Raw genomic sequence first — 19,826 nt, 5'->3', positions numbered from 1 at the left:
GAGAGAGAAGAGAGTTCTATAAGAAGCCTTTAGAATTCCATAGCCAGAAGCATAACACCGGCTCTGCCAAAAATTTCTCTGTACGCATCACACTCTTTTTTATCGACAATTTCAAAGCCGAGTCTTTTGTAAAAAAGTTCTGCTTCCAAAGACCCTATCTCTATAACGGTCTGTACAATACTGTAGCCCTTGAGTCTTGCAGTGAGCAGACTTTTTTGCATCAATGCTTTGAGTACACCCACATCAATAAATCCCTCAAGTTCTTCCATAAAATCAAACATCAATCTGCTTTTGCTTGTATTAAAACTGCATTCATACACAACTTCCAACGGTTTTTGGATCTCATCACCGCAACCTATCTCTTTGAGGGCCTCTTCAAAAGCCTCTTTTGTTGCAATTCTGGGCTCATAGCTGCATAAGCTCCCCACACTCTTTCCGTCCATTTGCGCTATTAAAAAATTTTTGTAATGGCAATGGCTTTTTGACTGTGTCTGTGTAAGCTTTTGTAGTTTTTCCAAGACTTCTGTATCATTATCTGTCCCAAAAAGCACATCAAAAAGACCCTTCTTTTTCCCTGCCCGTGAACTTTGTAAAATCATTTGTGCTAAAAAAGAAGCATCTTCAGCCGTAGCCTGTTTTATTTTAAGACTCATTGTTTTATCCAAACTTTAATTTTATCTATTTTACTCTTGACATCGTATAATAGTAATAGTACCATACTTTATGATAAAAAGTTTCTTAATTACAGCAAGTTTGTCAATTTTCTTGTTTTCTTCCCAGCAAATAGTGCTCGTTGTTGCCAATGATATGAACAGTTCATCGGCAAAACTCGAATGTTATGAGGGCTCAAACAAAGTCTTTGAGACAATGAGCGTCAATTTGGGGAAAAATGGATTAGGCTGGGGTGCAGAAAGCAGGGAATTTCAAAAAAAGCCTGATGAAGCGTTGAAATATGAAGGTGACAAAAAAGCACCTGCAGGGATTTTCAGCCTAAGTGCAATTTTTGGTTACGCTCCAAAAAGCAATTATAAAATGCCCTATCTTTATGCTGAAAAAAATCTGATATGTGTTGATGATACAAACTCAAATTTCTATAATCAGATAATTATGGCACAGGGAGATGAAAAAAGCTTTGAATATATGAAACGAAACGATGTCCAGTACAAAACAGGCATAGTCGTTGATTATAACAAAAAGTCAGCAAGAGGAAGAGGTTCATGTATATTTATGCATATTGAGCGTGCACCGAAGAGTCCCACAGTCGGCTGTACTTCCATGAGTGAAAAAGATATAAAAAAGATTGCCGGCTGGCTTGACAAGAAGAAAAACCCTGTTTTAGTGCAGATTCCAAAAAAATCCTCTAAAAAGGTTCTCAAACTTTATCCGCAGCTGAAAAATTCCGAATTGCTCAAATAAAAAGAGGATTACTCCTCTTCTTTAGACATTTTATCTTTGGCTGCAATACCCATAAGTGAAAGTCCTGTTTTTATACTCAACGCAACCATCAGCATGAGCTTTAAAAGCTTTGCTTCATCTTCTGTACCGATCATGCGCACATCATAATAAAACTTATGCAAAGAAGCTGCCAGAGATTTCAGGTAATCAGTTAATTTCTGCACCTGTCTTGTGTTAAAAGCATCTTCAATGATTTCAGGCAGCAAAAGTGCATCAAACAATAGTGTATCTGCATTTTCTCCAAGATTTTTCAAACTTGCATTTGCAATATCCTCTTTGGACACAGTTGCTTTGGAGAGCAGTGTCTGAATACGTGCATGTGCATATTGGATATAAAATATAGGATTCGAGCTGTCCTGTTTTTTAAACTCTGCCAAATCAAATTCGAGTGCGGTATCGCTCTTTTTCGATGCAAAAATAAAACGCAGAGCATCTGCACCTATCTCTTCGACTATATCACTCATAAGTATGACATTGCCGGCACGCTTACTCATTTTATACGGTTCGCCGTCTTTTAAAAGACTTACCATCTGAGAAAGCAGCACTTCAAGTTTTTTTGAGTCATATCCAAGATATTCAACTGCTGCCTTCACACGGGCAATGTATCCGTGATGATCCGCTCCCCAGATATTAATATAATGATCATACCCGCGTTCAAATTTTTGATTGTGATAGACTATATCGCCGGCAAGATAAGTCGGGCGACCGTCTTCACGGACAACAACTCTGTCTTTTTCATCACCTTTAGCCTCTGAAGCTATCCAGAGTTTGCCCTCTTTTTCATAAATGCCGTCGCCCATTTTTTGCATCACTCTGCCCCAGTCAGCATACAAAGTTGATTCATACACAAAAGTGTCAAAGAAAATATTCAAATCACCCAAATCTTTGACAATGATTTTCATCACTTCATCTTTTGCCCAAAGCGCCAACTCTTTTTGACGAGATTCATCATAAAAAATTTCTCTGCCGAATTTTTCCATCGCATCACGGGCAAGTGCATCCAAATACTCTCCGCGGTAATAACTCTCAGGATATTCTACCGTTTCATCTAAAAGATGATCTCTTGCATAAAGCTGAATAGAAAGTCCAAGCAGATCAATCTGATTGCCGGCATCATTTACATAATATTCGGCTGTTATATCATATCCGAGATGTTTTGCCAGACGGTACAGAGTATCGCCGTAAACAGCACCTCTTGCATGACCGATATGCAGAGGTCCGGTTGGATTTGCACTGACAAATTCTAAAAGTATTTTTTGGTTTTTTTCCTGTTTTGCAAACTCTGCAGGATTCTCCAAAGCCCAGGAAGCATACTCAGCTAAAAAATCTTCACTTAAACGAAAATTCAAATAGCCTTTGACGGCCTCTACTTTGGAAAATACTTCACTCTCTTCAAAAGATGAAGCCAGTTCATCCGCAATGACCATCGGAGATTTTCTGAGTTCTTTTGCCAAAGAAAATGCTATAGGAGTAGCAAAGTGACCAAAAGAACGATCACGTGGCTTTTCTAAAACAACTTCACGACCTATTTTTTCGCGTAATAACGCCGATACACGTTGTTTCAATGTTTAGGCTTGTGTTGTAGATTTAGGAGTTGATTCAGCAGAAGCTACTTCATCACTTTTTTCAACTTTTTTCGGTGTCTCAACTTCTACTTCATCAACCTCTTTCATTTCTGCTTTGAAGTTTTTGATTCCTTTTCCAAGACCTTTTGCTAAATCAGGTATCTTTTTTGCTCCAAATAATAAAACGATAATTCCGAAGATTATCAGTAGTTCAGTTCCACTAGGCATTCCCATATTTTTTCCTTGTTATAAATTATGTTGTGAAGTATAACTCACATTTGCTGTAAATTCTCTTATCACTATATATTATGTTTTGAAGTTTTACAAATCTTCCCATTTTTGGACAAATTTGTTAATCTCTTCATTTGATTTTTTAAATCTTGCAACAGTTGCAATAAGACGCAGTTTTTCAGCAGCAGCATCCAAATCATCATTTATCAAAAGATATTCATACTCAGAGACTCTCTGAATTTCACGTCTGGCCATTTGAATTCTGCGTTCTATCACTTCTTGCGCATCCGTCTGTCTGTTTTGCAGTCTTCTTTTCAATTCACTCAGCGTCGGTGGCGTAATAAACACAGAAGTTGTGATATCCCCGAGCCGACTGTTAATTGCACTGTTCCCCTGCACGTCTATGTCAAAAATAACCAGTTTTCCTTCAGAGAGCGCTTTTTTAACCGGCTTGAGTGAAGTTCCGTAGTAATTTCCATGCACAATGGCATACTCTAAAAACTGATCTTCTTCTATCTCTTTTTTAAACTCTTCTTCATCCACAAAATAATAATCCACACCATCCGCTTCTCCCTCTCTCATAGGACGTGTTGTTGTAGATATGGAAAAATAACATTCACCGATATCATCGATAATTTTATGGATTAAAGAACTTTTTCCCGCCCCGCTTGGACCGGAAAGAACCAAAACTGCCCCGTGAATAGCACTCATGAGTTGTCACCCAATGTAATATTTATACTGATTTTCATTCCTTTCATAGATGCTGCAACATCTTTGTCACTGAGTGCCTCAAGAAGTTTTTTCAGTGCTTCGACTCCACTGTTTTGTTCTTTATTCTCCTCTTCAGACTCTACTGTTTCTTCAGGTTCCAAAAGATCCGTCTCTTCTGCTGTTTCTTCCTCTGTCTCTTCTCCAAGAGCCTCTTTTAAATCTTTGCTTGTCAGGCTCTCCAACGGATCAATCTCGTTTTTTGCTATTTGAAGCAGAGTATCTTCATCCAGTTCGCTCTCTAAATCTTCTTGTGTCAGATTTTCAACAGCATTTTGAATTTCTTCTTCCAGGCTTGCATCTTCTGCCTCTTGCGGCATCTCTAAATCATCTACAGGATCACGCGAAATATCAACATCTGCTTCGTCTTCCAAATCCAATGCCAGATCCACTGCCAGGTCACCCTCTTTGGCATTAAGTTCATCTGTGACAATTTCGTCTATTTCCTCTTCAAGCTCTTCTACTGTTGCTGTTTCGAGTTCTTGCAGTTCTTCGTCTTCAAGTGCTTTGACTTCCTCTTCCAAATCAAAACTCTCCTCCTCTGAAATATCAACGTCTGCTTCATCTTCCAGATCCAGTGCCATGTCATAAGCCTCCATGAGATCCTCTTCTTCGGCAGATGCCTCTTCTGCTTCCGGTTTTTGCTCCGCTGCCTCTTCATCCAAAGACTCATCCAGGGAAAACTCTTCTTCATTTAATCCCATCTCATCCAGTTCCAGACTCTCAAGATCATTTTGCACTTCCTCATCAAAAGAGAGATCTTCTTCATTTTCATCAAGCAAATCTTTTACCTTCTGTGCCTCTTCATCATCCAGTACGCTTTCACCGAAATCTTCTTCATCATCATCCAAAATCAACTCATCATCCAGGTCCAAATCATCATTCAGCGTATCCAAATCACCCAAATCATCCAATTCTTCTATTTCATTCTCTTGTGCATGGAGTTCTTCAACCGGCATCTCATCTGCTTCTTTTTTGATTTCTTTTTCCAACATCATAAAAAGTTCTACCAAATCAGTCGGCAAAAATGGTTTTTTCAGTACAGAGGCAAAGCCATCTGTCTCTTTGGCATCTTTTGCACATATAAACAGTGATTTCTTATATTTTATTTTTGCCTCTAATTCATGCAGTAAATCATCAGTGTAAACACTGTCATCAACAATAAGCAAATCATAATCATGTGACGAAATCTCCTCAAGACCAGAGGCTGTTTCTACTTCATCAGAAGTTTTTTGTGCACTGAGCGTCACTAATTTATTTACAACGGGATTATCATTTAAAAGCAGTATTTTCACGCATATTCCTTTGGATGATCTATTGATTGAATTTCAAAAATCTCTATTAGCACTATTGTATCAAAAAAAAACTAAAAAAGTATTTCCAAAGAGTTAAATGCTTCTTGAATTTCTCCCTTGAGTAATAGCATAATTGTAGTAAAAGTTGCTATAAGCACGACAAAAGCCACCATTATTTTAATAGGAAAACCAATGACCAGAAGGTTAAACTGAGGCATTGTCTTCATAAGCATCCCAAATATGACATCGGCCAGCCATGAAAGTGCAATTACGGGAAAAGCAATAATAAAACCGACCAAAAACATGTTTGATGCCGCATGCATAATGTAGTGAAACAGATCTTTACTCATCATAAAACCGCCCAGAGGCACTGTTTTTAAAGAATGGTCGACAAAAAGCAGCATCCAGTGATGCAGATTGAGTACAAGCAAAATCATTAAGCCCATCAAAGAGAGAAACTGAGAAATTATAGGCATTGAAATGCCTGACTGCGGATCAATAGCACTTGCCATCGAAAAGCCCATCATAAAAGATATTTGACCGCCTGCAAAAGTAATGACATTATAGGCAAGCTGCAATACAACGCCCACTGACAGACCCAGCAAAAGTTCACCCAGTATAGCAATGACAACAGTAGGCACATCAATACTTATATGCAGAGGAGGCATAGAAGAGTAAAAAACGACTGTAAAGAAAAAAGCCATGGTCGCTTTAATGTTCATTGGGATATTTTGATGATTGAAAATAGGCACAGCAATAAACAATCCGGCAAAACGAAAAAAAAGCAAAAGAAAGGCTACTACATTCGTTTCGTTAAGTATCTGTGTCCATCCCACTTTTCTAACCTTATTTAATTGGTTTCAATGCTTTGTCTTCAAGTTTATAGACTCGTTTACACATGTTGGCCAGACTATTGTCATGCGTTACAAGTATCATACCGGCATCATTCTCCTGACAATAATCAAAAAAAAGTTTCATTACTTCCGCAGCCGTTTTATTGTCAAGATTTCCTGTCGGCTCATCGGCAAATATTATTGAAGGTTTTTTTGTCAAAACCCTTGCTATAGAGACACGCTGTTGCTGTCCGCCTGAGAGTTCCGTGACTTTTTGGTGCATGCACTGCTCGATTTCCAAATCTTTGATTAAACTGTTGTCTATCTCTTTTTGTGAAAGAATTTGGGCAACTTCAAGATTTTCATAGGCACTAAAGCCTTTAAAAAGATAATGGGATTGAAAAACTATACCGAGTTTGTTTCGTTTTATAAGCGTCAGCTCTTTTTTACTCATAGAGGCTGTCTCTTTTCCAAAAAGCGCAACAGTCCCCTTCTTTGGTTTCAAAAGAGTAGATAAAAGATGCAGCAACGTAGACTTTCCGCTCCCGCTCATACCGATAATAGCAATACTTTCATTACTTTCAAGAGAGAGGGAAACGTCAGAAAAAAGCTCATATTCAAATGAGTGTGATAAATTTTTGGCAGATAATAGATTCATAGGGCTATTATATTCTACTCTTGCTTATTTTAAGCATTAAAAATTTTATCACAGCCTTTTTTTGAACGTCTGTCCAGTTTTATAAAATAGACTTTTTCAATAAATTTTTTCATAACAAATGCCACAAATCCACTGATGTATATATTGGAAATTTTTCCTGCTGCATACCTGCGTCCCAGGGCAATCAACATACCACGTGAACGGATATCATGCGCTTTGAGATTTTTGTTTGTGCCGATACGCATAATATTTTCACTGCACAACTCTGCCATCTGCTCAGCAACATCTGCCGTAGGTGCTATTAATTCACCTTTATTATACAAAGTGGCACAGTCACCTATGGCAAAAACCTCTTTTTTTGAACCTGCCTGCAGATACTCATTGATATTTAAAAAACCCCTTTCATTTTTCGGCAAGTCAAGTTTATAGATGAGTCCGTTTGGCTCAATTCCTCCGGCAAAAATCATAAAATCCATAGGTATGGTCTCTCCGTTGCTCAGTGTAACACTCTCTTGTGCCAAAGAGACCACTCTTGCCTCTGATTTTATAACGACTTCGAGATCCAGCAATCTTTTGTGAGACTTTTCGACTAAAAAATCATCCAAACCTTTGAGTATCTGCTTTGATGAACTGACAAGGACTATATTTAATTTTCTGCATAAAAAATTATTTTCACAATAAAATTCTTTTGCATATGATGCCATCTGTGCCGCTATTTCAACACCGCTCAGTCCTGCACCGGCAACCACAATACTCAAAGCCTTACATGTAACACCGCTCTCCTGTACTTTTTTAAAAAGTGACATTTCAAACTTTTGTTTAAAATACATCGCACGATGCAATGCCTTGACTCCATGAGCATACTCTTTGAGACCCTTGATGCTGTTGACAAATTTTGTCCGTGCACCCACAGCTATAATAAGATAATCATAAGAAAACCGTTGTGTATCAGTAATAACTTTTTTATTTTCAAAGTCAATATTTTCGACTTCCTGTTTGTAAAAACTGACATTTCCCTCAAAACCGCTGCAGTAGGTAAAAAGATCGACACTCACTTTTGCAAAATCTTTTTCATTGGCAATAAGCTCATACACATCTGTCTGCATAAAATGATAGGCATTTTTATCAAAAAGTGTAATTTGATTGTTTTTGTCTTTGGCAAGATTTTCTACAGCCCTGAGACCGCCGTAACCGCCGCCGATAACAATGATTTTATTATAATTATTTATACTCATGCAAAAAGTATAGCATAAAATTCAGGAAAACGGAGTTTTTAAAAAAGGGAGGGGTTTGTAGTAAGAAATGAGTCAAGCCAAAGGCTTAGCTCATTTGTGCTGCAACTTCTGCTGCGAAGTCGTCTTCTTTTTTCTCGATTCCTTCACCTACTTCAAGGCGAATAAATTCAGTAATCTCGGCAGTACCGCCACATGCTTTTGCTGCTTTTTCAACTGCCTGAGCTACAGTTAATTTGTCATCTAAAACATATTGCTGGTCTAAAAGTGCCTGTTCCTGATCAAGAAGTGTGTTGTCTAAAATAAAACGGGCAATTTTACCAGGAATAATTTTGTCTAAAATTTTCTCAGGTTTTCCCTCTGCAAGCAATTCTGCTTTGATGTCAGCTTCAGCCTGCTTCATCACTTCATCAGTGAGTTGCATCATAGAGATGTATTTAGGTACATTTTTCAAAGGTTTTCCGAGTCTTTGCAACTCTTCATTCTCTTTTTTCAGTGCCTCAATACGACCCTGTGTTTCACTTGCAACATACTCAGGATCAAAATCTTTATAGCTGAGTGTTGTCGGTTTCATAGCCGATGCATGCATAGCAATTTGTTTCAATGTATCTTTCATGCACTCCGCAGTCTTTTCACTGTCACATTTTGCTTTTACAATAACGGCTATACGGCTGTTTGAGTGGATATATCCGTTTAATGCCTCATCCGGAGCAGCTGTAAGCGTACCAAAACGGCGTACTTCGATTTTTTCACCGATTTTCGTTACAGTTTCTGTAAACTTGGCACCGAATTCACTTGCCATAAGCGCATCAACATCAGCAGGCTGATTGTTGTATACCTCTTCTGCCGTATCTTTTACAAGATTTTGGAAGCCTTCGTTTTGTGCAACGAAATCTGTTTCAGAATTTACTTCAACCACAGAAGCTTTCGAGTTGTCATCAGCCATTTTCAGTCCAACAAGACCTTCAGCCGCAACACGGTCAGCTTTTTTGGCTGCTTTGGCGATGCCGCGCTCTTTTAAAAGCTCTTTCGCTTTTTCCATATCTCCGTCAGCTTCAACTAAAACTTTTTTACAATCCATCATCGGTGCATCAGTTGCCTGACGCAACTCTTTTACCATTGCTGCTGTAACTGCTGCCATAATTATGCTTCCTCTGTAGTTTTTTCTTCAGTTGCAGGAGCTTCTGTAGCTGCTGTTTCTTCACTTGCAGCTTCTTCTGTTTGCTCTTGCTCTGCCGGTGCATCGCGAAGTGCTTTTCCTTCATTGATAGCTGCTGTCATTTCACGACAAAAAAGCTGAATAGAACGGATAGCATCGTCATTACCAGGAATAGGATATGTGATAAGATCCGGATCACAGTTTGTGTCAAGCGGTGCTACAATTGGAATATCTAAACATCTTGCTTCCAAAACTGCAATATGCTCTTTTACCGCATCAACAACAAAAAGCATATCAGGAAGTTTTTTCATATCTTTGATACCACCGAAATACTGTTCAAGTTTGTCTTTTTTGCGAGAAAGCATTAATGCTTCTTTTTTCGTCAAAAGATCTATCTGTCCGTTTTCCTGCATTTGTGTAATCACATCAAGTTTACGAATAGACTTTTGAATAGTCGGGAAGTTTGTAAGCATTCCACCCAACCATCTGTTGTCTACATACGGCATACCACAAGCGATAGCTGCTTCTCTTACAGAATTACGTGCCTGCTTTTTTGTACCGACGAAAAGAATAGTCTTGCCCTCAGCTGCCGCATCCATAACAATAGTATATGTGTTACGGAAATAACGCAAAGTTTTTTGTAAATCTATAATATAGATATTTTTACGAACACCAAAAATGTATTTTTTCATTTTCGGGTTCCAACGACGTGTCTGGTGTCCGAAGTGTACACCGCATTCTAAAAGGTCTTTCATAGTTACCATAGGGTATCCTTAAAGGTTTTGTTTCAAACCAGAAATTTGTCAGTTGGCTTTGGTAATGTCGAACAATTATCCGTTAAAAAACGGGTTGCACTGACTTTTGACACATACCTGTTAATATTTTCTCTTACATGTAAAAGAAAAATCCGCGAATTATACTAAAACTTTATTTAAAGCCAGCTTTTTTAAAAATATGCAATTTTGCATTTGCATAACAAATATTTATATATATCTGCACTTGTTTAAAAGTAAATTTATCTTAAACAATGTATAGTATCACAGAAACAACACAAAAAAGGGATGAAATGAAGAAACCTCTACTGCTTTCTTTAGCAACTATTGCTATTTTAGGAACAACAAATGTAAATGCCGAATCAATGTATGACAGATTTCAAGCAATGGAACTTGAAATGAAAAAGATGAAAAAAGAGCTTGATGCCCTTAAAGCAAAAGAACAGGCATCTATGATGCAAGAAGAAGATGCTGATGAGGAAGAATCGGCTGATGATACCGAGGCAACAGCTTCATCAGATGAAGAAGATGACGAAGATGATGATGAAATGACGGTAGAAGAGCAGCTCGCAGAGATTCAGGATTCCATTTCTAATCTCAACAGAAACACCAACGGAAATCACATAAAATTCAATGTTGATTACAGATTTGCCGTTGACAATCTTCAGTACAAAATGGCAGACGGCAGCACACAAAAGAACAATGCTTTTATGACAAACAGACTCTGGTTAAATATGAACTGGGCGGCTACAAAACACCTGAGTTTTACAGGGCAACTTGCATACAACAAAGCATTCGGTGCCAGAAGCGGTGCTTCCAATCCTGCAAATGCCTCTTTTGAAACATTTGACTGGATAGCCAATGAAAATGCCTATAACGATACCTTAAGAGTACGTTCTGCATACTTTTTCTACAAAAACGACACCTTTATGGGCAGTGATATTCCCTGGACATTCAGTGTAGGACGCCGTCCTTCAACAAACGGACATCTTGTCAACCTGAGAGATGATGACCATGCAGCTTCTCCGATGGGGCATACAATCAATGTTGAGTTTGACGGATTAAGCTCTAAGTTTAATTTAGAAAATGTAACCGGTATTGACGGGATGTATGTCAAATTCTGTGCCGGCCGCGGCATGAGCAATGCAGCACCGAGGTTTAATACAGCCCCTTATGCAGATACAACTTCAAATGCATCTATAGACCTGGTTGGACTGATCTTTACTCCTTGGAGCGACGGACAGTATTCTGTGAATTCCCAGTACTATTATGCAGGAAACCTGATTGATGTTGTCAATCCCGCAAACCAGACACAAGGTTTTCAGACTGTCGGCAACATACACTCATTTACAGCCAACTTTGTAGCAAACGGTATAGGAGACGGAATCAATGACTTTTTAGACGATACACTCTTTTTTGTCAGTGGCGCTGTAAGTATTACAGACCCGGACAAAGGACAGAGCATGCTTGGCAGCGCGGTTGATGAAAGTGTGAAAGGGTATTCTTACTGGATTGGACTGCAGGTACCTTCACTTGTGACAGAAGAAGGAAGATGGGGAATCGAATTTAATCACGGTTCAAAATACTGGAGAAGTATTACCTACGGTGAAGATACGAACATCGGTTCAAAACTCGCAGCTCGCGGAAATGCATACGAGGCATACTTTACAGAACCTTTGATAGAAGATATTTTATCTTTTCAGATTCGCTATACATATATAGACTATAAATATGCCGGAAGCAACGGCTTCTTCGGAAGCACTTCAGGAAATGCAATGAGCATTGACCAGGCAATTGCAGCCGGTTTAGGTTCCCAGGTCGTAGATACAGCCCAGGATATCCGTTTCTATCTCAGATACAGATACTAGTTTTTGGGTATCTCTTTATCTGGCTCAGCCAGATAAAAACCCTGTACCCGTTCAATATCAAGCGATTTTACTATTTCAAACACCGCTTGATTATGAACGAACTCCGCTACAATCACCAGGTTTAATTTCTTGGCAAAATCTACAATTGTTTCAACTACTATGCGTGCATTGTTATCTGTTTCAAGATTTTTGATAAGACTGCCGTCAATTTTAATGTAATCAACATCAAGCTTGAGCATATGCTCAAAATTGGAATACCCCGCACCAAAATCATCTATAGAAATTTTACAGCCCAATGTTTTCATCTTGCGTATAAAAACTGAAACCTCTTCATAATTTTCAATCCCTTCCGTCTCAAGAATCTCAAAAACTATTTTTTTGCTGACACCGTATTTTTTAACGGTTTTTTGAATATACTGCACCATCTCTGCATCAAGTATATCATCAATAGAAAGATTGACCGAAAACGATGTGTCTCTGTGCTCAAAATACTGACAGCTTTTACTCAGCATAATCTTTGTTAACTGCGGATAGAGTTTACTTTTTTGGGCAATATCTAAAAACCTGTAAGGACTGACAACTGAGCCGTCTGTCTCTATCAGGCGAATAAGGCATTCATAACTCACCGCTTTTTTCGTTCGGGTATCAAAAATAGGCTGGAAAAAAGGCATTATTCTCTCTTCTTTTATGGCAGCTTTCAGTTTTTTCACCCACTCCATATTTTCTTGATATTTTCTCTCTATTTCAAGTTTTTCATCATACAGCAGAAAATACTTTTTCTGCTCTTTGGCAACTTTAAGGGCAATATCTGCTTTTTCCAACATCTCATTGGGCTGCAATGTTCCACCCATTGTCACACGGATATAAATCTCGTTTTCTTCATAATGAAATACCATCTGTTCAATCTCTTTTGACAGACTGTTGACAATTCGCATAAAAGTCCTGTGAGAAGGCCTTGCTCTAAAGCACAGAGCAAATTCATCTCCTGAGAGTCGTGTGACACTGATGTTTTGCTCCTCTTCAACAAAAGCCTGCAGTTTTTTTGCAAATTCTCTGAGGACATAATCCCCTGCAATCTGTCCGTAGAAATCATTTATCTCTTTAAAATCATCTATATTTAAAATCAGCAATGCCCCGTCATTATTCAAATTTTCTATATTGTAAAAAAGTTTTTTTCTGTTGGGCAACTGTGTCAGATCATCTATAAAAAGCTGTCTTTTCAACTCTACTGTTTTCTTCTCGACTTCTCTTGCCAGATAGGCGTTGATATCTTTTTGTTTTCTTGCATAGTCAAATACTTTCTCCTGCATCTCATTTAATGCAGAGACTATAAGCGCGATCTCATTATTCTCTTGTATCGGTTCTATCTTTAATTTTTTCTCCGGTGTAAAACCTTTTAATATATTGGCAATTTTTCGCAAAGGCTTAAGCAAATTATCTATATAGGCACCAAGAAATATAAATATCAGGAAAAGAATCACAAGCATTTTGAGAAGCAAATGTGTATACTGTTGTATAAGCTGTTCATAATTGTGATTTGAGTAGCTTAAAACAATTGTTCCTATTTTCTTCCTGGAATTTGGCTGAAGAATATCCCATTTGATGGTAAAAAGACTCTGATAATTGTTTTTAGATCTTGTTTCATAAATCAACCTGTCCTTTTCAAAAACCTTCACAGAGAGAATTTCTTTATTTTGCATTAACTGCTTCAGTTTCACATCGATTTGGTTTTTTAGTCCCAGATACATATCTACCGCTATCAAAGGTTCTATTGTTTTTAAGATGAGGGTTGCTTTTTGAAATTCCATATTGTAAAAGGCATGTTTGTTTATTTTTTCAAATGCAAAAAAAATCCCCCCAATTGTAATAAATGAGGTGATTACGATGGAGCTCATAATCCTGAATGAGAGCGATTTGAATTTTTTTTCTTTCATGCAGCAAGCCTGTTTTTTGCATATATTTTAGCATAAATGTTATGTCAAAAACTATCTTTGTCCAAAAACTTTACCATTTGATATAAAAAAGAGACAAAATCAACATCATCTCTCAGGTTCTCTTTATTAAGATAAATCATGGTTGATTTTTCTATCAGCAAGGAGAGCAGCAGTCCCTCTTTTAGATTTTCTATATCATACGAAAAGGTGATGATTCCTTTTTCCCTGGCAATTTTTGCAACTCTGGCAATATTCTCCTTGGAAGATTTCAGAACATAAAATGCGGACGCAGGTGTTTTCATATCAAGATGTGCGAAATCAACTATCTTCACTTCATAAGGGTATTTATCAAAATGCCCTTTAAATTTATTTTCTATATACTGCTTTACATGTAGGGCTGTATCATAATCACTTTCATCACACACAATGGTATATACAAGTCTGTTTTTTATAAGTTTTTTTTCTATTTTTTTATCAAGTAACATGATTTTTGGAAAAATTGATGCCTGTGCTTTGAGTAACAACTCATCATAACTGTATCCAAAAAGCAGAGGAACAAACAAGAAATGTAAAAGTAATAAACGCATCATCTAAAACCTCTTTTTAAAGGTAAGTAAAAATGTTCTGCGTTCCTGCGCATAATCATTTACATAGGTATTTGGTGAAGAGGGGTATCGCACATCTGTATCAAAAAGGTTTTTCACACTGACATTCAACGTATAACCATACTGAATATTTTTATAATTCACTGCAGTATCGAGTGTCATATAGCCCTTTAGCTTTGGACGCAGATCTGTCTCCACCCTCTCTTTTGAACTGACATACTTTGCTGTTGCACTCAAAGCCAAAGCAGGATTTATATTATAAATATAAAATCCTTTTACCAGATGATGGGATACATTCGGCAGGTTATTACTGTCGCTGCTGCCATCCATCCTGTAGCTGCCATCTGTGTAGGTATAATTTGCATATACTTTGTCATTAGGCAGGATATGCCCCCTGAACTCAAGTTCTATTCCGTAAATATCTGTCTTGGCACTGTTTTTATACACAGGATCCGTAACAGAATTGTATATCTGATCTTTGTTGGCAAGATAAAAAAGATTCGCCTGCAAATAGGCATCATTAGAAAAATTTCTGATGTATGCCAGTTCATACGATGTTACTTTCTCCGGCTTTAAATCTGTACTGCCTACTCTTGCACTGTTGTTTTTTGTAAACATCTCCTGCCAAGAGGGATTTCTATGGGAGTTACTGTATATGGCTTTAAATATGTTTTTGAAATCTTTATGATAAACAAAAGAAACTCTTGGTTCAAACCCTGCATCTTCATAAGAAGTCTGTTCATAATTTATACCGTATAAGATGCTTAGCTTAGTATTAACATTGTATTCATCCCCAAAAAAGAACGTATAAACATCCCGTGAAGCATCTTTATCAAAAAACGGCCGTGTCAGCGTATAATCTACCAAAGTTGCATCACCCGTAGCAAGATTGGAGAGTTTCGAACTCATCTGGATCGTTCTCTCCTGTCTTGCTTTGTAGCCTATTGTAATGGTATGTTTTGCAACTCCGCTGTATTTCACATACGTCGACTGATACAAAACTCTCTGCTTGGCATAATGCTCTCCGTAAATACCATCAGGAAATACTACACTGCCTAAAACCAAGTTATCAGGTGCCAGTTTTGCTTTTGAATCAAAAGCATCGTATTTTACTCCTGCTTTTATGTCCAGTTTAAAAGAGTGTATCTTTTTCATATATCCCAATTCAGCATAGTAACTCGGCAGTTTCATTCTGTCACTCTTTTGAGGCAGGGCAAGGTTGATCCCGTAGGCGCTTCCCTGTTTATGTTGCAGCATACGGGCTTTGAGTCGAAAGTCTTTGTACCTTACATCCAGTCCGAGAGAATATTCATCAAGCCACAGGGGAGCTTCACCGGACTGAGACAAAGCTATGTTTGCCGGACCTAACGCACCTTGAGAGAGTCCGTCCGGACCGGAAGATATATTTTTATTGTCTTTTTGGTAATAAAAATCTATATGTGTCTTAAACTCTTTGCTTTTAAAGTTTTTTACAAAACCGCCCATTGTGTAATCATACGACCCGTATTTAAATACAACTTTGTCATTTGATTCAAATTCTTCAAAATCTTCTGCATATGTAACAACATTAATAGATCCGGCATAGGCATTAATCCCGTCTACTTTACTCCCTGGTCCTCTGATAACCTCTATGCGTTTTATCATCTCTATCGGCATGGAAAGATACTCGGAATAAGAATCAAAGAAAAGATTGTTTACTAAAACACCGTCTATAAGCAGTTTGGACTGTCCATAGGCAAAAGGGTTGGAACCTCTGAAAATCGGTGTCTGGTTATTGAAATTATCAGTAGCCATATCTACACCCGGAACAAGCAACAATGCCTCTTTAAGTGTCGACACACCCAACTTTTCCAACTCTTTTGCTTCAAAGACAGAGATAATATAGGGTTGGTAATGTTCATTTTGTTTTGTTTGTGTAGCAATTTCATTAAACTGCTTCATATCTGTCATAATGGAAGAGAGCAAATCTTCTGCCTGCAGTTGCAGTACTGCCAGACAGACAAGTAAAAAAAGTCGTATGCTGCGCTTCACTCCATTGTCCCCCATAATTTTACTAATTCGGGATTTACACACCCAAGTTCTTTCGTATATAAAATACAAGGATAACGCCATCCAAAATCTTGATGCTGCTGAAGCTTTCCTACCGGTTTATATGGCATTTTGTATATTTTCAAAAGCCGTAAAAAGTTTTTTTCAAGATTTCCATATGTATATTCTATTCCCTCTTCTAGCATTTTACCATACATATAATGTTTTACCGCTTCTATAATAACTTTTGTCGTCTTCATACTTCTGTATTTTTTATCAACAAAGATTCGTGACATCTCGCCAAGTTTGTTTTTTTCAAACATACTGTTGTCAAACCTTGCACTGTTTTGTGTCGGATATCCAATGGGAGAATTATAAATCAGGCGTACTGTTGCACAGACATTCTCTTCTTCATCCAATGCTGCAAAATGTACCGAATATGCGTCATATTTGTCATACTCTTTTTCATCTTTAAGAGCACTTTTTTCCAGATATTCCGGATATATTTCCCTCAGTATTTTATACCTAAAAGCAAAAATTTTATCCAGGTTTTTTTGATCGCTTACCTCTAAAAATGTAAAATTCATTATCTTCCGGTTTTATAACTGTTGCAGTTCTTTGAGTTTTTCTTTGACAGCTTCTACATGTCCTTTGACACGCACTTTTTCCCATTTTGCGCGCACAATGCCCTCAGGGTCTATAATGAATGTGGAACGGACAATGCCCATATACTCTTTGCCATAGTTTTTCTTCAACTGCCACACACCGTACTTCTGCATCATCTCGGTACTTTCATCACTCAAAAGCGTAATGCCTAAATTGTGTTTTTCTATGAAGTTCCTGTGCTTTTTCGTACTGTCTGCACTCACACCGAGAATCACCGCATCCAATGATGAAAAATCCGGAGCAGCCTCCGTAAACTCACAGGCTTCTGTTGTACATCCCGGGGTATTGTCTCTCGGGTAAAAATACAACACTATCCATTTTCCTTTTAAATCCCGCAGACACATCTCAACATCATCCTGATTCGGCAGGCAAAAATCCGGTGCCTTCTCTCCAACTTCTATCATTTTCTTTCCTCCTAAAAATAAATTTAACATGCAAACTTCAAAGCCACTCTCAGCCCGCACTAAAGTACGGGTTCCAGTAAACCGTCTTCGAAGCCACTCTCAAGTCCGCACTGACGTACTAATTCCGAAAAAATATCAATATGTACTTCGAAACCGGTACTTTTAACGCTAAAGCGTAACTTAGAAAAAAACTAAATTTTTTTCTGCAGTGCCGGCTAATTGCTTTAAAAGCGCTATTGCTAGTAAACAAACAACAGCAAATATACCCAAATACCGCTAAATGAAGTAAAAACTATACCCAAAAAAGTTTTCAAAGCCAATAATTTATGCTCATTGGACTTTAACCCAGGAAGCACTCCTTTTATAACCTGATAATTTGCTTTTGCTATTGTACGACTCCAGTATACCAATGTAAGTACGGCTATGATTACATGTAAGCCCAGTACAAGGGAAGCGTAAGTATGTGAAACACCGCTTCCTTCCATAAAAGCATCAAATCCTCCGCCCATACGAACACCGTATTCAAAGTATCCGACAACAATGACCGATACTGCAAAAATGGTATTTTGAATAATTCCGTGCGCCTTGTAAAGCTTTTTTCTTGCCAAAGATATTGCTCCATATACCAATAATGGCAAAACTGCTACAATAAGTGTCACAACATCCATAAACAAAGGGGCTCTTGTTCCCAAAAACCCCTGCGTAAACATATAATCCATATCTTATGCCTTTCTTTTTTGATAAGTGTAGTATATCCAGACTAATATTACCAACAAAACAAAAACTATTATAGTTATCTCTTTTAAGTATTCTTGTATAAGCGTCTCATTTTCTCCTATAAAATAGCCCAAAAGTGTCAAAATCAGCGCCCAGATTCCGGCTCCCAGCGTGGTAAAAAGCGAAAACTCAACGATATTCATGCGGGCAAGTCCTGCCGGAATCGAAATAAGCTGCCGAATTCCCGGAATAAGCCTGCCTGTAAAAGTAGAGATATGCCCGTGGCTTTGAAAATAATTTTCCATTTTATCAAGTGTCTCAGGAAAAATAAAAAAATATTTCCCGAATTTCAAAAGAAATTTCCGTCCCAGTGTCAGTGCCAGATAGTAATTCACAAAAGCTCCAACCAAAGAGCCGCCCAAAGCACTTCCCATAATGTACGCTATACTCATATCTCCTTTTGCTGCAAGATATCCGGCAGGAACCAAAACAATTTCACTCGGAAAAGGAATAAAAGAAGATTCAATCGCCATCATAATAAAAATACCGGGATATCCCCAGTCAAATATCAAATCTACCAAATCCTGCGCCAGTTCCTGTATCATTTCATCTTCTTTTGTACATCTTGAATCATCTGCTGTGCGACATTCCCGTTTGTGTAGTGCAGAAGCTTTTCACTCTTTTCTTTGAGTTGCGGATTTTTAAGTACCTTGATTAGTTTTGGTTTCAAATTTTTCCCTTCACGTTCGCACCATGCCACATTGTCTTTGACAAGAAACTGCGCATTATAATACTGATGATCACCTGCAGCATGCGGATAGGGAACAAAAAACGCAGGACACCCGTTTGCTGTGAGTTCCCAAAGTGTTGAAGCGCCTGCACGCGAAACAGCCAAATCGGCACGTGTAATCAACTCCGGCAGTTTTTTTGTAAATCCATAAAGCTCAACTGAAACACCAAGTCTGTCATACTCCTGCCTGACCCTTTCATAATCAGTCTCTCCGGCCTGGTGTATGATGGCAATATCCATCTTTTGCAACTTATAGGCTACATGTAAAGCCAAATCATTAATCGCCTTTGCCCCATGAGAACCGCCTAAAAATATAATGGTTTTCAGTTTGTCTCTGCATCTGGCATTTTTATAAAAAAACTCTTTGACAGGATACCCCTTTACAGGAGAATTTTTGTCATAAGCAGAAATGAAACTTTTGGCATATTTTTTTAAAAGCCTGTTAAGTCTGCCCTCAACCGAATTTTGCTCATGAATAAAAAGCGGTATAAAAAGGCTCAAAGAAGCAAAAGATGCCGGTGCCGCAGAAAATCCGCCAACACTGTAAACTGCTTGTATTTTATGTTTTTTCAGAATCTTTCTTGCCTCCAAGAAGGCTTGAAAAACCTTATAGAGTGCGTTTATCTTTGCAATACCCTTTTTGTTCACAACACCTGTTGTTTCTAAAAAATAGACATTTGAAAAATTACTGTATTTTTGAAAATATTTTCTGTCCTGTCCCGAGGTCGAACCGACAAAAATCACCTCATGTCCATCAGCTACAGCAGCCTCTGACAAAGCTTCGGCAATCATCAAATGCCCGCCTGTTCCGCCGCCTGTAATACATAGTTTCATACCCGCTTTTC

20 protein-coding genes are annotated in these 19,826 nt (G+C 38.0%); 2 read left to right on the top strand and 18 right to left on the bottom strand.

The window, feature by feature from the left end; all coding sequences use genetic code 11:
- Window positions 1-29 precede the first annotated feature (29 nt).
- A complete protein-coding gene (locus ACM66U_RS02065) occupies window positions 30-665 on the bottom strand; it encodes an acyl-CoA acyltransferase (RefSeq protein ID WP_230973265.1) in 636 nt (211 codons plus the stop codon).
- A gap of 58 nt (window positions 666-723) precedes the next feature.
- Here ACM66U_RS02065 and ACM66U_RS02060 point away from each other — a divergent pair, with 58 nt between their 5' ends.
- Window positions 724-1,416, top strand: a complete 693-nt coding sequence (locus tag ACM66U_RS02060) for a L,D-transpeptidase family protein (protein WP_151901063.1) — start codon at window positions 724-726, stop codon at window positions 1,414-1,416.
- A gap of 8 nt (window positions 1,417-1,424) precedes the next feature.
- Here the strand turns inward: ACM66U_RS02060 and argS are convergent, their stop codons facing one another.
- The 9 genes from argS to rpsB form a co-directional block, all read right to left on the bottom strand.
- Window positions 1,425-3,020: an arginine--tRNA ligase gene (gene argS / locus ACM66U_RS02055; RefSeq protein WP_151901064.1), complete on the bottom strand. Its 1,596-nt coding sequence runs from the start codon at window positions 3,018-3,020 to the stop codon at window positions 1,425-1,427.
- A gap of 3 nt (window positions 3,021-3,023) precedes the next feature.
- The gene (locus tag ACM66U_RS02050; protein ID WP_193151180.1) at window positions 3,024-3,254 is read right to left on the bottom strand and encodes a Sec-independent protein translocase subunit TatA/TatB; all 231 of its coding nucleotides are present in this window, start codon (window positions 3,252-3,254) and stop codon (window positions 3,024-3,026) included.
- An 87-nt stretch (window positions 3,255-3,341) separates the two neighbouring features.
- Entirely contained in the window at window positions 3,342-3,962 is a 621-nt protein-coding gene (gene gmk, locus ACM66U_RS02045) for a guanylate kinase (RefSeq protein WP_151901066.1), read from the bottom strand.
- On the bottom strand, window positions 3,959-5,314 hold the full coding sequence (locus ACM66U_RS02040; RefSeq protein ID WP_418641015.1) for a hypothetical protein: 1,356 nt from the start codon (window positions 5,312-5,314) through the stop codon (window positions 3,959-3,961). Before ACM66U_RS02040 ends, gmk begins: the two co-directional genes overlap by 4 nt.
- A gap of 71 nt (window positions 5,315-5,385) precedes the next feature.
- A complete protein-coding gene (gene fliR / locus ACM66U_RS02035) occupies window positions 5,386-6,150 on the bottom strand; it encodes a flagellar biosynthetic protein FliR (protein WP_151901068.1) in 765 nt (254 codons plus the stop codon).
- Window positions 6,151-6,160: 10 nt separating this feature from the next.
- On the bottom strand, window positions 6,161-6,805 hold the full coding sequence (locus ACM66U_RS02030) for an ABC transporter ATP-binding protein (protein ID WP_418641014.1): 645 nt from the start codon (window positions 6,803-6,805) through the stop codon (window positions 6,161-6,163).
- A 29-nt stretch (window positions 6,806-6,834) separates the two neighbouring features.
- On the bottom strand, window positions 6,835-8,040 hold the full coding sequence (locus ACM66U_RS02025; protein WP_418641013.1) for an NAD(P)/FAD-dependent oxidoreductase: 1,206 nt from the start codon (window positions 8,038-8,040) through the stop codon (window positions 6,835-6,837).
- A gap of 85 nt (window positions 8,041-8,125) precedes the next feature.
- Window positions 8,126-9,178, bottom strand: coding sequence for a translation elongation factor Ts (tsf, locus tag ACM66U_RS02020; RefSeq protein ID WP_151901071.1), 1,053 nt, complete (start codon window positions 9,176-9,178; stop codon window positions 8,126-8,128).
- A 2-nt stretch (window positions 9,179-9,180) separates the two neighbouring features.
- The gene (rpsB, locus tag ACM66U_RS02015) at window positions 9,181-9,960 is read right to left on the bottom strand and encodes a 30S ribosomal protein S2 (protein WP_418641012.1); all 780 of its coding nucleotides are present in this window, start codon (window positions 9,958-9,960) and stop codon (window positions 9,181-9,183) included.
- A gap of 302 nt (window positions 9,961-10,262) precedes the next feature.
- Between rpsB and ACM66U_RS02010 the strand changes: the two genes are divergently transcribed.
- Entirely contained in the window at window positions 10,263-11,837 is a 1,575-nt protein-coding gene (locus tag ACM66U_RS02010) for a DUF3373 family protein (RefSeq protein ID WP_151901073.1), read from the top strand.
- On the opposite strand, the gene ACM66U_RS02005 is transcribed toward ACM66U_RS02010, so the two are convergent.
- The 8 genes from ACM66U_RS02005 to murG form a co-directional block, all read right to left on the bottom strand.
- A complete protein-coding gene (locus tag ACM66U_RS02005; protein WP_418641011.1) occupies window positions 11,834-13,771 on the bottom strand; it encodes an EAL domain-containing protein in 1,938 nt (645 codons plus the stop codon). The two genes, ACM66U_RS02010 and ACM66U_RS02005, sit on opposite strands and share 4 nt — an antisense overlap.
- 44 nt (window positions 13,772-13,815) lie before the next feature.
- Window positions 13,816-14,361 carry a hypothetical protein gene (locus ACM66U_RS02000; protein WP_151901075.1) on the bottom strand — a complete coding sequence of 182 codons (546 nt, stop codon included), beginning with the start codon at window positions 14,359-14,361 and terminating at the stop codon, window positions 13,816-13,818.
- Window positions 14,362-16,422 carry a TonB-dependent receptor gene (locus ACM66U_RS01995; protein WP_418641010.1) on the bottom strand — a complete coding sequence of 687 codons (2,061 nt, stop codon included), beginning with the start codon at window positions 16,420-16,422 and terminating at the stop codon, window positions 14,362-14,364.
- Window positions 16,404-16,991: a GNAT family N-acyltransferase gene (locus tag ACM66U_RS01990; RefSeq protein WP_418641009.1), complete on the bottom strand. Its 588-nt coding sequence runs from the start codon at window positions 16,989-16,991 to the stop codon at window positions 16,404-16,406. The genes ACM66U_RS01995 and ACM66U_RS01990 overlap by 19 nt, the downstream gene beginning before the upstream one ends.
- Before the next feature lie 12 nt (window positions 16,992-17,003).
- The gene (gene bcp, locus ACM66U_RS01985; RefSeq protein ID WP_418641008.1) at window positions 17,004-17,474 is read right to left on the bottom strand and encodes a thioredoxin-dependent thiol peroxidase; all 471 of its coding nucleotides are present in this window, start codon (window positions 17,472-17,474) and stop codon (window positions 17,004-17,006) included.
- A 239-nt stretch (window positions 17,475-17,713) separates the two neighbouring features.
- Complete coding sequence (locus ACM66U_RS01980) at window positions 17,714-18,193, bottom strand: DUF420 domain-containing protein (protein WP_418641007.1); 480 nt, start codon at window positions 18,191-18,193, stop codon at window positions 17,714-17,716.
- 3 nt (window positions 18,194-18,196) lie between these two features.
- Window positions 18,197-18,796: a DedA family protein gene (locus ACM66U_RS01975; protein WP_346389296.1), complete on the bottom strand. Its 600-nt coding sequence runs from the start codon at window positions 18,794-18,796 to the stop codon at window positions 18,197-18,199.
- Window positions 18,793-19,815, bottom strand: a complete 1,023-nt coding sequence (gene murG, locus ACM66U_RS01970) for an undecaprenyldiphospho-muramoylpentapeptide beta-N-acetylglucosaminyltransferase (RefSeq protein WP_418641006.1) — start codon at window positions 19,813-19,815, stop codon at window positions 18,793-18,795. Before murG ends, ACM66U_RS01975 begins: the two co-directional genes overlap by 4 nt.
- Window positions 19,816-19,826: the final 11 nt, after the last annotated feature.

It is taken from the genome of Sulfurimonas sp. ST-27 (assembly GCF_048081595.1).
In the GTDB taxonomy this organism is placed as follows: domain Bacteria; phylum Campylobacterota; class Campylobacteria; order Campylobacterales; family Sulfurimonadaceae; genus Sulfurimonas; species Sulfurimonas hydrogeniphila.
This window is presented reverse-complemented; position numbering and strand designations above follow the sequence as displayed.

What these genes read in the sequence shown, in the direction of transcription:
- ACM66U_RS02060 (WP_151901063.1), top strand. Translation starts at nt 724, where the DNA reads ATGATAAAAAGTTTCTTAATTACAGCAAGTTTGTCAATTTTCTTGTTT.
- ACM66U_RS02050 (WP_193151180.1), bottom strand. Translation starts at nt 3,254, where the DNA reads ATGGGAATGCCTAGTGGAACTGAACTACTGATAATCTTCGGAATTATC.
- gmk (WP_151901066.1), bottom strand. Translation starts at nt 3,962, where the DNA reads ATGAGTGCTATTCACGGGGCAGTTTTGGTTCTTTCCGGTCCAAGCGGG.
- ACM66U_RS02030 (WP_418641014.1), bottom strand. Translation starts at nt 6,805, where the DNA reads ATGAATCTATTATCTGCCAAAAATTTATCACACTCATTTGAATATGAG.
- ACM66U_RS02025 (WP_418641013.1), bottom strand. Translation starts at nt 8,040, where the DNA reads ATGAGTATAAATAATTATAATAAAATCATTGTTATCGGCGGCGGTTAC.
- tsf (WP_151901071.1), bottom strand. Translation starts at nt 9,178, where the DNA reads ATGGCAGCAGTTACAGCAGCAATGGTAAAAGAGTTGCGTCAGGCAACT.
- rpsB (WP_418641012.1), bottom strand. Translation starts at nt 9,960, where the DNA reads ATGGTAACTATGAAAGACCTTTTAGAATGCGGTGTACACTTCGGACAC.
- ACM66U_RS02010 (WP_151901073.1), top strand. Translation starts at nt 10,263, where the DNA reads ATGAAGAAACCTCTACTGCTTTCTTTAGCAACTATTGCTATTTTAGGA.
- ACM66U_RS02005 (WP_418641011.1), bottom strand. Translation starts at nt 13,771, where the DNA reads ATGAAAGAAAAAAAATTCAAATCGCTCTCATTCAGGATTATGAGCTCC.
- ACM66U_RS02000 (WP_151901075.1), bottom strand. Translation starts at nt 14,361, where the DNA reads ATGATGCGTTTATTACTTTTACATTTCTTGTTTGTTCCTCTGCTTTTT.
- ACM66U_RS01995 (WP_418641010.1), bottom strand. Translation starts at nt 16,422, where the DNA reads ATGGGGGACAATGGAGTGAAGCGCAGCATACGACTTTTTTTACTTGTC.
- ACM66U_RS01990 (WP_418641009.1), bottom strand. Translation starts at nt 16,991, where the DNA reads ATGAATTTTACATTTTTAGAGGTAAGCGATCAAAAAAACCTGGATAAA.
- bcp (WP_418641008.1), bottom strand. Translation starts at nt 17,474, where the DNA reads ATGATAGAAGTTGGAGAGAAGGCACCGGATTTTTGCCTGCCGAATCAG.
- ACM66U_RS01980 (WP_418641007.1), bottom strand. Translation starts at nt 18,193, where the DNA reads ATGGATTATATGTTTACGCAGGGGTTTTTGGGAACAAGAGCCCCTTTG.
- ACM66U_RS01975 (WP_346389296.1), bottom strand. Translation starts at nt 18,796, where the DNA reads ATGATACAGGAACTGGCGCAGGATTTGGTAGATTTGATATTTGACTGG.
- murG (WP_418641006.1), bottom strand. Translation starts at nt 19,815, where the DNA reads ATGAAACTATGTATTACAGGCGGCGGAACAGGCGGGCATTTGATGATT.